The organism is Bacillus sp. CH_70 (assembly GCF_038007045.1).
In the GTDB taxonomy this organism is placed as follows: Bacteria; Bacillota; Bacilli; order Bacillales; family Bacillaceae_G; genus Bacillus_A; species Bacillus_A cereus.
This window is the reverse complement of record NZ_JBBOWL010000001.1, coordinates 3,936,421-3,949,844: the sequence shown is the minus strand read 5'-3', so window position 1 is coordinate 3,949,844 and position 13,424 is coordinate 3,936,421. Positions and strand designations below refer to the sequence as shown.

Genomic DNA, 13,424 nt, shown 5'->3' with positions numbered 1-13,424 from the left:
GAGTGGAAGATCAATTAAAAGATTTTATTCATTATATGGTTGTCGAAAAAGGATTAGCAAAGAATACAGTAGTATCTTATGAACGGGATTTAAAAAGCTACGTAAAGTATTTGCAAAATGTGGAACAGACGAAAACTTTTCATGAAGTGACCCGTTTACACATTGTTAACTTTTTGCAGTATTTAAAAGAGAACGGAAAATCTTCGAAAACATTGGCGCGTCATATCGCATCAATTCGTTCGTTCCACCAATTTTTACTTCGTGAACGAGCGGTAGAACACGACCCATCCGTACATATTGAAACGCCGCAAGGGGAACGGAAATTACCAAAAGTATTATCAGTTGATGAAGTAGAGGCGTTACTTCAAACACCAAAAATGACAAGTGCTTTTGGGATTCGTGATAAGGCGATGCTAGAGTTACTGTATGCGACAGGACTTCGTGTTTCAGAATTGATTGCACTCAATTTAGAAGATGTACATTTAACGATGGGATTTGTTCGTTGCATAGGGAAAGGGAATAAAGAAAGAATTATTCCACTAGGAAGTTTAGCAACGGAAGCGATTCAAAAGTATATTGAAAAAGGAAGAAGAGAATTAATGGGGAAAAAAGTAGTAGATGCACTCTTTTTAAACCATCATGGTAATCGATTATCAAGACAAGGATTTTGGAAAATATTAAAACGATTAGCGAAAGAAGCAAATATTGAAAAAGAGCTTACACCTCATACGTTGCGTCACTCGTTTGCTACGCACTTATTAGAAAATGGAGCAGATTTACGTGCTGTACAAGAAATGCTTGGACATGCAGATATTTCAACGACTCAAATCTATACGCACGTTTCAAAAACTAGATTAAAAGATGTATATAAACAGTTTCATCCGAGAGCATAGTTACTATGCTCTTTTTTTCATAGATTAAGAGGGGAAGACCGCTTCACAGAAACTTCACAAACATTTCGTATATTGTTTTCAGCAGAAGACTGGAATATTACAATGTATTTCCTCTATACTAAATAGAGTATAAAGGAGGAAATGATGATGAAAAAACTGATTATAACTTTATTTATCGCGATGCTAGCGTTGGCTGGCTGTAATACAAACAAAGAAGAACCGAAAAAAGAAAAGAAACTTGAAAGTGTAAACGTAGCAATTCAAACGAATCCGAAAGAAATTAAACCTGGTGAAAAAACAGAAGTACAAGCACTTGTTACACAAGGAAAAGAAAGAGTAACCGATGCCGATGATGTAAAGTTTGAAATTTGGAAAGATGGCGACGAGAAGCACGAGATGTTAGATGGTAAGCATAAAGGAAAAGGTGTTTATGCAGTAGAGAAAACATTTGAAACTGACGGAGTATATCATATTATTCCTCATACAAATGCACGTGATATGCACGTTATGCCAGAACATAAAGTTGCTGTAGGAAATGCGAAAGTAGAAGATGCGAAAAAAGAAAATAGTGACCACAGTGCAGGACATGGAGATCATAAAAGTGACACAATGATCCATCTTATGGCTGGAGACATAAAGGCAAATGCTGAATCTACAATGAAAGTTCATTTAAAGCAAAAAGAAGAAGCATTAACTGGTGCTGAAGTACAACTAGAGATTTGGAAAGATGGTGTTGAAAAACACGAATTTATTCCGGCGAAAGAAGGAAATAAAGGAGAGTATGAAACGAAACATACTTTCAAAGAGAACGGTGCTTACAAAGTGAAAGTACATGTAAGAAAAGGCGAATTGCATGAACATAAAGAAGAAACAATAGAAGTAAAATAAAAAGTAGCTCTTTAGAGCTACTTTTTATTTTTGTTATGAAGAAATAAATCATAAAAAAATTAGCACTTCGTTGCAGAATGGATTACAATAGAAGTGTGAAGAAAATGAGAAATTCTACGAAAATGTATTAAAAAGAAAGCGTAAACATGTTATGATATCAGTATCAGATGTCTGACATCTGACTTAGAAAAAACTAGAAATGTTTTTGAATCGTTTCAAGTAAACGAAATAGGTTAGAAAATGATTTAAAGAAGTACTGTTTGACAATGAGAATTCTTTTGGATAACAGTTTCACTTTATAGCGTTTTGAACATACTACAAGAAGTAAAACTGAACTTATAGGAGGTCGCAGTTATGAATAAATATAAACGTATATTCCTAGTCGTAATGGACTCTGTGGGAATCGGTGAAGCACCAGATGCTGAGCAATTTGGTGATTTAGGATCTGACACAATTGGTCACATTGCTGAACATATGAATGGGTTACAAATGCCTAACATGGTGAAATTAGGTCTTGGTAACATTCGAGAAATGAAAGGTATCTCTAAAGTAGAGAAACCACTTGGATATTACACAAAAATGCAAGAGAAATCTACTGGTAAAGATACAATGACAGGTCACTGGGAAATCATGGGCCTTTACATTGATACACCATTCCAAGTGTTCCCGGAAGGATTCCCGAAAGAATTACTTGATGAATTAGAAGAAAAAACAGGCCGTAAAATTATCGGTAATAAGCCAGCTTCTGGAACTGAGATTCTTGATGAACTTGGTCAAGAGCAAATGGAAACAGGCTCTTTAATCGTTTATACTTCTGCTGATAGCGTATTGCAAATTGCAGCACACGAAGAAGTAGTGCCACTTGATGAGTTATATAAAATTTGTAAAATTGCACGTGAATTAACATTAGATGAGAAATACATGGTAGGTCGTGTTATTGCTCGTCCATTCGTTGGTGAACCTGGAAACTTTACACGTACACCAAACCGTCATGACTATGCATTAAAACCATTCGGTCGTACAGTAATGAATGAATTAAAAGATAGTGACTACGATGTAATTGCTATCGGTAAAATCTCTGATATTTATGATGGCGAAGGGGTAACTGAATCACTTCGTACGAAGTCTAACATGGATGGAATGGATAAGCTTGTAGATACATTAAATATGGACTTTACAGGTCTTAGCTTTTTAAACTTAGTTGACTTTGATGCATTATTCGGCCACCGCCGTGATCCACAAGGATACGGAGAAGCTCTGCAAGAATATGATGCACGTCTTCCAGAAGTATTCGCAAAACTAAAAGAAGATGATCTATTATTAATTACAGCAGACCACGGTAATGATCCAATTCACCCTGGTACTGACCATACACGTGAATATGTACCATTATTAGCATATAGCCCAAGCATGAAAGAAGGCGGACAAGAGTTACCACTTCGTCAAACATTTGCTGATATTGGTGCAACAGTAGCAGAAAACTTCGGTGTGAAAATGCCAGAATACGGAACAAGCTTCTTAAACGAGCTAAAGAAATAGGGGGATAAACAAATGAATCGTGAACTTATTACAAAATCAGCTTCATACTTAAAAGAGAAATTTCAAGAGACACCACAAGTAGGACTAATCCTTGGATCAGGACTAGGTGTATTAGCAGACGAAATTGAGAACGCAGTAACAGTACCTTACAGTGAAATCCCTGAATTCCCAGTATCAACTGTAGAAGGCCATGCAGGTCAACTAGTATTTGGTACACTTCAAGGTGTAACAGTAGTAGCAATGCAAGGACGTTTCCACTTCTATGAAGGATACGACATGCAAAAAGTAACATTCCCAGTTCGTGTTATGAAAGAACTAGGTGTAGAAACAGTAGTTGTAACAAACGCAGCTGGTGGTGTAAATACATCATTTGAGCCAGGCGATCTTATGTTAATTTCAGACCACATTAACTTCATGGGTACGAATCCATTAATCGGACCGAATGATTCTGAAATGGGCGTACGTTTTCCTGATATGTCTACATCATATACAGTAGAACTTCGCGAAATGGCGAAACAAGTTGCAGCAGACTTAAATATTAAAGTACAAGAAGGTGTATACGTAGGAATGACAGGTCCTGTATATGAAACACCTGCTGAAATTCGTATGCTTCGTACACTTGGCGGAGATGCAGTTGGTATGTCAACAGTACCTGAAGTAATTGTAGCGCGTCATGCTGGTATGAAAGTATTAGGTATTTCTTGTATTTCAAATATGGCAGCTGGTATTTTAGATCAGCCACTTCACCACGATGAAGTAATTGAAACGACAGAACGTGTTAAAGCTAACTTCTTAGCATTAGTAAAAGCAATCGTAAAACAAATGAAGGGGTGACTTCACAATGAGAATGGTGGACCTAATTGCAAAAAAACGTGACGGACATGCATTAACGACAGAAGAAATTAACTTTATTGTTGAAGGATATACAAATGGTGATATTCCTGATTATCAAGTAAGTTCACTTGCAATGGCAATTTTCTTCCAAGATATGAACGATCAAGAGCGTGCTGATTTAACGATGGCAATGGTAAATAGCGGTGATACAATCGACTTATCAGCTATTGAAGGTGTAAAAGTAGATAAGCATTCGACAGGTGGTGTTGGTGATACAACGACACTTGTATTAGGTCCATTAGTAGCTGCTTTAGGTGTACCAGTAGCGAAAATGTCTGGACGCGGTTTAGGACATACTGGTGGTACAATTGATAAATTAGAAGCAGTTCCAGGATTCCATGTGGAAATTGAAAACGATGAATTCATGCGTCTTGTAAATGAAAACAAAATCGCTGTTATCGGCCAAAGTGGTAACTTAACACCTGCTGATAAAAAGTTATATGCACTTCGTGATGTAACAGCAACAGTAAACTCAATTCCGCTTATTGCAAGTTCGATTATGAGTAAAAAAATTGCTGCTGGTGCAGATGCAATTGTTCTTGATGTAAAAACTGGAGCAGGTGCATTTATGAAAACGGATGAAGATGCAAAACGTTTAGCAGAAGCAATGGTACGTATCGGTAATAACGTTGGTCGTAATACGATGGCAGTTATTTCTGATATGAGTCAACCACTCGGTGAAGCTATCGGTAACGCATTAGAAGTTCAAGAAGCAATTGATACATTACAAGGTAAAGGGCCGAAAGATTTAGAAGAGCTATGTTTAACACTTGGAAGTCAAATGGTGTACCTTGCTGGACAAGCTTCATCTTTAGAAGATGCACGTGAAAAGCTAATTGAAGTAATGAACAACGGAAAAGCGCTAGAATCATTTAAAACGTTCTTATCAGCGCAAGGCGGTGACGCATCTGTTGTTGATGACCCTTCTAAATTGCCACAAGCACAATTTAAAATTGAAGTGGAAGCGAAAGAAGACGGATATGTATCAGAAATCGTTGCAGACGAAATCGGAACAGCAGCAATGCTTTTAGGAGCAGGACGTGCAACGAAAGAGTCTGAAATTGATTTAGCAGTTGGTCTAATGCTGCGCAAAAAAGTAGGCGATGGCGTGAAGCAAGGTGAATCCCTTGTTACAATTTACGCAAACCGCGAAAATGTTGAAGATGTAAAAGCGAAAATTTATGAGAACATGAAGATTTCTAAAGAACACGTAGATGCACCAACTTTAGTACACGGTATCGTAACGAAGTAATAAAAAAAAGCTGAGGAGATTTCTCCTTGGCTTTTTTTACTATTTTTTGTTTATAATAATAATGGGTGAAATTATGATTAGAATTTGTGCAGTAACAAAAACAGATGAAGTATTATATGATGTTTCTCTAGAAGAAACAAAGAAAGACCATATTGTATGGTATTGGCTAGATTTATATAAGCCAACGAAAGAAGAGTATACATATATTCTGCAAGACCATTTTAAGTTCCATCCCCTTGCAATTGAAGACTGTCTAGAATATGTACAGAGACCAAAAGTTGATTTTTATGATGGATATAACTTTTTAGTTCTTCACGCGTTTGGAGAAGATGGGCTAGAACCACATGAAATTGATTTGTTTGTTAGTGATCGCTATATTGTTTCTTTCCATTTTTCTCATAATAATGCAATTGAAAGAGTATGGAAAACACTTGGTGAGAAGAGGCGGATTAAGAAAGGACCTTTACATGTAGCACATACGATCACTGATCAAATTGTAGATGATTATTTCGCACCTGTATATTACATTGAAGATCATTTAAATGCGATTGATGATAATTTAACAGGTGAGACAGCAGGAGCCGTACTAGAAGAAGTATTTGATATTAGGGCAGATTTATCTAAGTTAAGACGTACAATTATTCCAATGCGTGATTTATTGTATCGTATTTTGAATTCCACTCGTTTTTACGGTATAAGTGATCATGAGATTTATTTTAAAGATATACATGATCATTTACTTAAACTTACGGAAATGATTGAGGCAAGTCGAGAGTTAACGGCCGATATTCGGGATAGTTATTTTTCATTAAACTCACATCATATGAATAACATTATGAAAACATTAACTGTATTCTCGACTATTTTCATGCCATTAACATTTATTGCGGGAGTATATGGAATGAACTTTACGCATATGCCAGAGCTTGGTGGACAATATAGTTATTTTATTTGTCTTCTTCTAATGGCATTAATTGGCGGCGGAATGATGGCCTGGTTTTATAAAAAAGGATGGTTTAAGTAAAAAAACACCGAGGATTTCCCCGGTGTTTTTTCTTAACCAATAGCATGTAATACAAACATAGCTAAGAATAAGCATGTAATGATATACATAGATGGTGCGACTTCTTTACGCTTTCCAAGAGCAACTTTTAAGATGGGGTAAGCAATAAATCCGAACGCAATGCCATCAGCGATACTATATGTGAGCGGGATCATGACGATAATTAAGAACGCTGGAAATCCTTCTGAAAAATCGTTCAGAGGAATTTGCTGAATGCTTGTAATCATCAGGCCGCCAATAATAATTAAGATTGGTGCAATGGCACTATCAGGAATTAGTTTGACAAACGGAAGTGCAAACAATGATGCAAAGAATAACAACCCCGTAACGATAGACGTCAGACCTGTCTTTCCGCCTGCAGTAATACCTGCGGCACTCTCTACTGTTGATACGGTAGGGCTTGTGCCAAATAGACCACATGTCATTGCTGAAATTGCATTGGCTTGGTAAGCACGTGGGAATTTACGGTCATCTTCTAATAAACCGTGCAGAAGTCCCATGTTCTCAAAAATAAGCACCATGCTTAAGGAGAATGTTGCAATCCAAAACGGTAAGGAAGAAAGTTTGCCAAATGACATAGCTCCAAACACATCGCCGTAATTAGCGAATGAGAATGAACTATTTCCGATTTGACTTGTATCAACAAGGCCAAATAGCCATGCAATACCAGTTCCTATTGCAATCGTCCATAAAAAGTTTCCACGTACGTTACGAATAAATAGTACAAGTGCAACGATAAGAGTAAGCACGGTCGCAAGAACGACAGGGTTACTTAATTTACCCATTGCAACAGCAGTATTTGGGTTCGAAACGACTAAACCACCTTTTTGCAATCCGATAAACGCTAAAAATAATCCGATGCCGACAGTAATTGCTTCTTTTAATGACTTTGGAATTGATACTGATAGCACGCGAGCGATTGGTGTAAAAGCGGCAATTGCAAAAATAATACCAGAGATAAAGACAGCAGCTAATGCTTCTTGCCAAGTTAGTCCAAGCGTATGCACAGCTGTGTACGTGAAGAATGCATTTACACCCATACCAGGGACAAGAATAGCAGGTGCATTTGCCCAAAATGCCATGAGTAGACATCCGACAAATGAACTGAAAACAGTTGCTAAAATTCCAGCTTCAAGAGGAATGCCAGCATCGGATAAAATTGACGCATTTACAATCATAATATATACGATCGTGAAAAATGACGTAACTCCAGCTAAAACTTCTTGTTTTGGTGATGTTTCGTGTAAACCTAATTTAAATGTTCTTTCAAGTATTCCTTTCATGTTAAACCTTCTTTTTCATATCCCTCTCCCACCCGTGATATCTCTTTCGTAAGAGCTCACCGTCCTTTATTATATCAGAACATCATGTTTTTACAACAAGGAAAATGATAACGTTTACTTATAAATGAAATTATTTATAAATACGTAAAAATCGCCCGTATTGTTGAAATAATTTCTAATTCTCCCGATTGAATAGGTGGAGCTGCTTGCGCATGTAAAGTAGCATAAGACGTAACCTCCCTTGGTAATTGGGCAGATTCTTCAACGAATGAGAGGGGAACAGGATTAATATTTAAATTATATGTACTCGCAATAGCACGAGCTTTTTCTACTGCCTGGTGCAGAGCTTGAATGAGAGCTTGCTCATAATATTTATTTGGATGAGATACTCGGAAACGTAACCCTTTTGCTACATTTGCGCCATTTGAAACGGCTATATCATATACTTCCCCAGCTTTTTGTACATTTAAAACGGTAATTTCATACAAATGCTCTACACGGTATCCTTGTAGCAATGCTTTATCATTTACATATTCGTATTGAGGAGTAATTGTATAAGAAATCGTCTCTATATCTTTATCGGCAATACCAAGCTGTTTAAGTGCATCCAGCAATTGTTTGGATTGCACTGCATTTTCTTCTTGAGCCTGTTTTACATTTTTATCATCTGTTCGAATGCCGAGTGTTAATATAACAACATTCGGTTTTGCTTTTACAACACCTTCTCCTTGTACAGTAATAGTAGCTTCTTTACCAGTATTAGCAGTGCGTACGTTGTGTAAATAAGGATTCATTCCACCCTGCATTTTCCATCACCATCCTTTTTATATGTATATGTGTGAACAAAAAAGAAATTTATATGAAAAAGTTACATAAATGAGAATGTTGAGGAAAGAAAGCATATACAACATAGGTATTTATAGATTATAATATGTGTAAATATGATAAAAAAGGGACGAGGCTATTGAACGAAAAAAGAGAAACGCTGATTTTAGATTTATCTGCATCATTTCGAAAAATGATACGTTTATTACAAAATGATATTAATACACGTTTTGCAGAACATATGCCATATAATGAATTTTCTGTATTACGTGCGTTATTTTTAAACAGTCCACAGATGGCTTCGCAAATTGCGAGTGAAGTAAACGTAACCTCCAGTCATATTACAGCTGTTACAGATCGTCTCGTACGAAAAGGATTAGTAGAAAGAAAACGTTCTAATTCAGATCGTCGAATCGTGTACTTAGAAATTACAGAGCACGGAAGAGAAGTAACTGAAAAACTTGAAGCTGTGCGTAAAGAATATTATAAAGAGAGATTTAAAGGTTGGAGCGACCAAGAAATAGAAATGGTCTTAGAACTATTTGGCCGCGTATTATAATAAATGAGGATAGGAAGCGAAAGCACTCCTATCCTTTTTCTTTTGAATAAAAATATTTTGAAACTCCGATACTTTAATTAAAAGATCGGAGGAAAGATTATGAAATATATTGCTGCACTTACCATTTTATTTGGTAGTTTTTTCTGTTTTCAAACATTCACGTACGCAGATACGCCTATCCAAGTGGTGCGAAAAGAAGTGAAGTACATCGAAAACGATAATACAGTCTTATATTCGAAATTATGGGTTCGTTCTATGCAAAACGCAGTATTATTCCACCATAGCGATAATATTCGTAATCGGGACACATTACGTAATGTAACAAGTTCATCGCTTGTTAAAGCGAAGCAACTATCTTTTCAGAAAGCGACCCTCTATATACCGAGATTATCGCAATACGTATCAAAAATAGGAAAAGAAAATATTCAAGTGTACTACATTGCGATTCACTATAATGTGAAAAAAGAAAATGCATATCAACTAGATGGCATGAATTATTTTCTACAAGTATTCGTAAAAGAGCGTGGGGAATGGAAAATTGCTGAAAGTATAGTTGCCCCGACAGAGCAAATTGTGCAAAATGGTGATGGATTTGGGATGAAAGAAGAGATGGTGTATGGGGATAGGAGAGAGAATGTGAAATAACCTCCTTTTAAAGGAGGTTATTTCACACGCCAAGAAAATTTAAATTTTAATAAGCGAGATAATAGTAGGTAGACTATCGTACTGGTCCCTATAAAACCAATATAATAATTTAAGATAGAACGACTTCCGCCCGCTGCCATTCCTCCAAACATTCCAATAAAGATTACACAACATATCATACATAGTGTTTTAAGCTTCGGATATAATAGAAAGTTTCCATTTTGTTCATTAGGTGATCTTGTATATAAGTACATTCCTAAAGGGAATAGAATAAGTATATTTGCAATTGGACCGGTAAGTTTTGTTGCTGAAGGGATATACGTAAAATTAGGTTCATCATGACGTACGCCTTGTTGATCAGTATAAGCACGTTGAGGATCGTAATTAAAATTAATATTGAATCCACGAACGGGCGCTAAAATACTCATTTTTTCTATTACTGAACCGTAACGATCTACATTTTCCTCCGTATAGACGGTATGATTGGAAGTAAGTCCAACCGTATGAATAGAAATAGCTCCGGCAATTAGAGTCGGCAAAATAAAAGGGAATCCAAGTATAGCAACACTGAAGAATCCTTGTGAAATCATATTACCAGCAATTGTTCCTATGCATAATGCAAGTGTATATATAGCAATTAAGACGATAACCATGTACAAGAAGTAAGTATGAAATGGTGAAAATATTTGATACTTATTATGAAAGGTTGTCTTTTTCATAATAGCAAAAAGTCCCCAATTTAGTATAACTATAGCTACAATATTACACACACCAAAAAGCCATTTCGTTATGAAGAGATGTGTTCGTTTAAATGGCATAGACCATAAAATGTCACTTGATTGATTTTGACGTTCCCATCCAATAAGAATGCAGGCTAATATAATAAGGAGTCCTCCTTGAACCATAATAGCATCGGGAAGTGAAAGTTGATAATTATATCGGTATATATACTTCCATTCATTATTTTCATGAAAATATTTTAATTGCTCGGCAGCTGCTAAATAGTATTTATATGATAGTACATAAAAACTTACTAACCAAAATAGCCAAATAATATATTTACTTTGTTTGTAGGTATGCACCCATAATGCTTTTTGAAACATAGGATCTCTCCTTTAAAAAACTTTATAGTTTGTAAGACGTGATAATATAAAATAAGTGACGATTCCAAATAAAAAGAACCCAACATAGTAACTAAATAATAAATCGAAACGTTTTAACATTTGCCCACCTATTAATGCAAAATAAAAGGTAGTACCCCATATCCAAATTGAGTTGTATTTTGGAAAAAGGAAAATTTTCTTATTATGTTCATTAGGTGATCGTGCATAGAGAAACATCCCAATAAGCAAACTGAAAATTGTATAGAAGATAGGAACAAGTATTATTTTTGCAGAGTAATAACTATGAAAAGTAGGTCCCCTTTGTATTACTTTTCCATGATCTTCATCTGATTGGGCAGTAGGGTGGTAATTATAACTAATTGAAAAGTCTAATATTGCGCTTGAAATGTTGGTTTTTCTATTGAATTCATAAACGTTTTCGAAATTCGTATAACTTTTATTCCCCTGTATCGCCTCAGCGTGAGCTGTAAAGAAAAGGAGTAAGAGTGAAAAGATTCCCATTCCCATGATGCAAAAAGTAATGCTAAAGATGCTTTGTGAAATAATACTGCCAGTAAATGTACCGATACATAAAGAGACAGTATAGATCGCTATATATGTGAAAATTGCATACAGGAAATATCGATGAAACGGTTCGAAAGATTGATATTCAAAGTGAATCGTAGATTTATAAATAAAATACATAAGACCCCAATTGATTAGAAGTGATAGTACAATGAAAAATCCACCGAAAACCCATTTCGACAAGAACATATCACGTCTTTTAAATGGAAACGTCATAAGTGAATTTCCATTTTGATTACTTCGCTCCCAGCCAATTAATATACAGGCTAGGATAATTGTAATAACACCTAACCAAAAGCTATTAGAGGAATAAAAAGAATAATGATAGTAGACCTTTTCTTCACCCAATCTTTCTGGGTGGAGAAAGAGAGACTGTTGTTCTTCTGCTGTTTGATAGTATTCAAAAGATAAACAATAAAGTGAACTGAAGAGAAAAAGCAACGCAGCATATTTCCCGCGCTTCCAATTCCACATCCACAACGCCTTATGAAACATACCCATCCTCCTCCAGTGTCGTAACGAAGACATCTTCAAGTGACATTGTTAATTCTTCAATGAGTATAGGTTGCTCTTTATAAAACTTCTCCAGTGTTGTAGCCACATTTCCCTCAATTAAAATCGTATACACTTTTCCTGTTTGATTTAATATTTTAATATTGCTTAAGTTTTCTAGTTTTTGAGGTAATGCACGCTCGTAAGCTACTTGTATTTTTGCAAATTGTGATTTTGCATCGTCTAGTGACGTAATAGATGCTACAGTATGTCCTTTTAACATAATGATTGTATCTGCAATTTGTTCCACTTCATCTAAATGATGGGTTGAGATGAAAATGGTAATTTCTTTTTCTGCAACTTCTCCAACGAGAAACTGTAAAATCTGTCTTTTAACGATAGGATCAAGTCCATTTGTTGGTTCATCTAAAATAATATATTCTGCTTTTGCAGCAACAGCTAAAATGATGGCAAGCAGTGCTTTCATTCCTTTTGAATAACTACGAATTCGTTTATTTGGTAAGTTGAAATGTTCTAGTAGTTCATAGAAATATGGTTCATCAAATGCTGTATAAACTGATTTATAAAACTTCACGATTTCTTTTACTGTATAACCGTTCAGTATGTTAGTAGAATCGGGAACATATACGATTTTTTGTTTCGTTTCAGGATTTTTATGGATGTCGATATCCTCATATGTAACAGTTCCCTCGTCCGGGTCTAAAATGCCGACCATCGTTCGTAATAAAGTTGTTTTTCCCGCGCCGTTTCTTCCAAGTAACCCGATGATACTACCTTTTTGTAATGTGAAAGAAACATCGTCTAAAATTGTTTGATTATCAATTGTTTTCTTCAAGCTTGTCACTTTCAGCATCCGTATTTCCTCCAATCTCTTTATAGTATGAATCTATCCAATCATGAATTTTATCTTTCGTAACACCAAGATAAGAGGCTTCTAATAGTAATTGATGAAATTGCTTTTCAACCATAGCGATTTTCCTTTCGTCTAATGTTGGGGTAATCGATTGGGATACAAATGTTCCTTTTCCTCGTAACGTTTCAATAATTCCTTGTCTCTCTAACTCTTGATACGCTTTACTCACTGTATTTGGGTTTATAACGAGTAAAGAAGCGAGTTCGCGTACAGAAGGAAGTTTATCACTTGGAGCCAACATGTTTTTCAATACGAGTTCTTTTATATTTTGAACAATTTGTTCCCATATCGGAGTGTTGCTTCTTGGGTCAAGTTGAATATGCAAGAGCAATGTCTCCTTCCTCATATGTATTAAGTGTACTACTATGCGTAATACACTTAATACAATATAGGGGGCGAATGTATTTGTCAACTGAAAATAATAGAAAAAATTGGTATTAAAAAAAGGAGAATTGGAAAAAATAGGTCT

Annotated in this window: 14 protein-coding genes; 8 read left to right on the top strand and 6 right to left on the bottom strand. The window is 35.7% G+C overall.

Annotated features, from left to right (window positions below; genetic code table 11):
• Positions 1–2: 2 nt before the first annotated feature.
• From xerD to corA, 6 genes are all read left to right on the top strand, one after another.
• Positions 3–893, top strand: coding sequence for a site-specific tyrosine recombinase XerD (gene xerD / locus N2V79_RS20045; protein WP_000390088.1), 891 nt, complete (start codon positions 3–5; stop codon positions 891–893).
• Between the two features lie 144 nt (positions 894–1,037).
• Entirely contained in the window at positions 1,038–1,781 is a 744-nt protein-coding gene (locus N2V79_RS20040; RefSeq protein WP_002101286.1) for a FixH family protein, read from the top strand.
• 354 nt (positions 1,782–2,135) lie between these two features.
• Complete coding sequence (deoB, locus tag N2V79_RS20035; protein ID WP_001046079.1) at positions 2,136–3,320, top strand: phosphopentomutase; 1,185 nt, start codon at positions 2,136–2,138, stop codon at positions 3,318–3,320.
• 12 nt (positions 3,321–3,332) lie between these two features.
• A complete protein-coding gene (locus tag N2V79_RS20030) occupies positions 3,333–4,154 on the top strand; it encodes a purine-nucleoside phosphorylase (RefSeq protein ID WP_001078446.1) in 822 nt (273 codons plus the stop codon).
• A gap of 7 nt (positions 4,155–4,161) precedes the next feature.
• Positions 4,162–5,466: a pyrimidine-nucleoside phosphorylase gene (locus tag N2V79_RS20025; protein ID WP_069356161.1), complete on the top strand. Its 1,305-nt coding sequence runs from the start codon at positions 4,162–4,164 to the stop codon at positions 5,464–5,466.
• 61 nt (positions 5,467–5,527) lie between these two features.
• On the top strand, positions 5,528–6,490 hold the full coding sequence (corA, locus tag N2V79_RS20020) for a magnesium/cobalt transporter CorA (RefSeq protein ID WP_002026281.1): 963 nt from the start codon (positions 5,528–5,530) through the stop codon (positions 6,488–6,490).
• 32 nt (positions 6,491–6,522) lie between these two features.
• Here the strand turns inward: corA and N2V79_RS20015 are convergent, their stop codons facing one another.
• Both N2V79_RS20015 and N2V79_RS20010 read right to left on the bottom strand, forming a co-directional pair.
• Positions 6,523–7,812 (bottom strand): NCS2 family permease, encoded by a 1,290-nt coding sequence (locus N2V79_RS20015; RefSeq protein ID WP_000676248.1) that lies wholly within the window; start codon positions 7,810–7,812, stop codon positions 6,523–6,525.
• A 134-nt stretch (positions 7,813–7,946) separates the two neighbouring features.
• The gene (locus N2V79_RS20010; RefSeq protein WP_001161449.1) at positions 7,947–8,618 is read right to left on the bottom strand and encodes an SIMPL domain-containing protein; all 672 of its coding nucleotides are present in this window, start codon (positions 8,616–8,618) and stop codon (positions 7,947–7,949) included.
• Between the two features lie 158 nt (positions 8,619–8,776).
• On the opposite strand from N2V79_RS20010, the gene N2V79_RS20005 reads away from it, so the two are divergent.
• Together N2V79_RS20005 and N2V79_RS20000 are read left to right on the top strand one after the other, a co-directional pair.
• The gene (locus tag N2V79_RS20005) at positions 8,777–9,196 is read left to right on the top strand and encodes a MarR family winged helix-turn-helix transcriptional regulator (RefSeq protein ID WP_001003307.1); all 420 of its coding nucleotides are present in this window, start codon (positions 8,777–8,779) and stop codon (positions 9,194–9,196) included.
• Between the two features lie 99 nt (positions 9,197–9,295).
• Positions 9,296–9,841 carry a hypothetical protein gene (locus N2V79_RS20000; protein ID WP_069604579.1) on the top strand — a complete coding sequence of 182 codons (546 nt, stop codon included), beginning with the start codon at positions 9,296–9,298 and terminating at the stop codon, positions 9,839–9,841.
• A 17-nt stretch (positions 9,842–9,858) separates the two neighbouring features.
• Here N2V79_RS20000 and N2V79_RS19995 read toward each other — a convergent pair whose 3' ends face one another.
• The 4 genes from N2V79_RS19995 to N2V79_RS19980 are packed head-to-tail and all read right to left on the bottom strand — an operon-like array spanning position 9,859 to position 13,280.
• The gene (locus N2V79_RS19995) at positions 9,859–10,944 is read right to left on the bottom strand and encodes an ABC transporter permease (protein WP_340720181.1); all 1,086 of its coding nucleotides are present in this window, start codon (positions 10,942–10,944) and stop codon (positions 9,859–9,861) included.
• A 12-nt stretch (positions 10,945–10,956) separates the two neighbouring features.
• Positions 10,957–12,024, bottom strand: a complete 1,068-nt coding sequence (locus N2V79_RS19990; protein ID WP_142947115.1) for an ABC transporter permease — start codon at positions 12,022–12,024, stop codon at positions 10,957–10,959.
• Positions 12,014–12,895: an ABC transporter ATP-binding protein gene (locus tag N2V79_RS19985; protein ID WP_065485110.1), complete on the bottom strand. Its 882-nt coding sequence runs from the start codon at positions 12,893–12,895 to the stop codon at positions 12,014–12,016. Before N2V79_RS19985 ends, N2V79_RS19990 begins: the two co-directional genes overlap by 11 nt.
• Entirely contained in the window at positions 12,861–13,280 is a 420-nt protein-coding gene (locus N2V79_RS19980; RefSeq protein ID WP_000548040.1) for a GntR family transcriptional regulator, read from the bottom strand. The genes N2V79_RS19985 and N2V79_RS19980 overlap by 35 nt, the downstream gene beginning before the upstream one ends.
• Positions 13,281–13,424 lie beyond the last annotated feature (144 nt).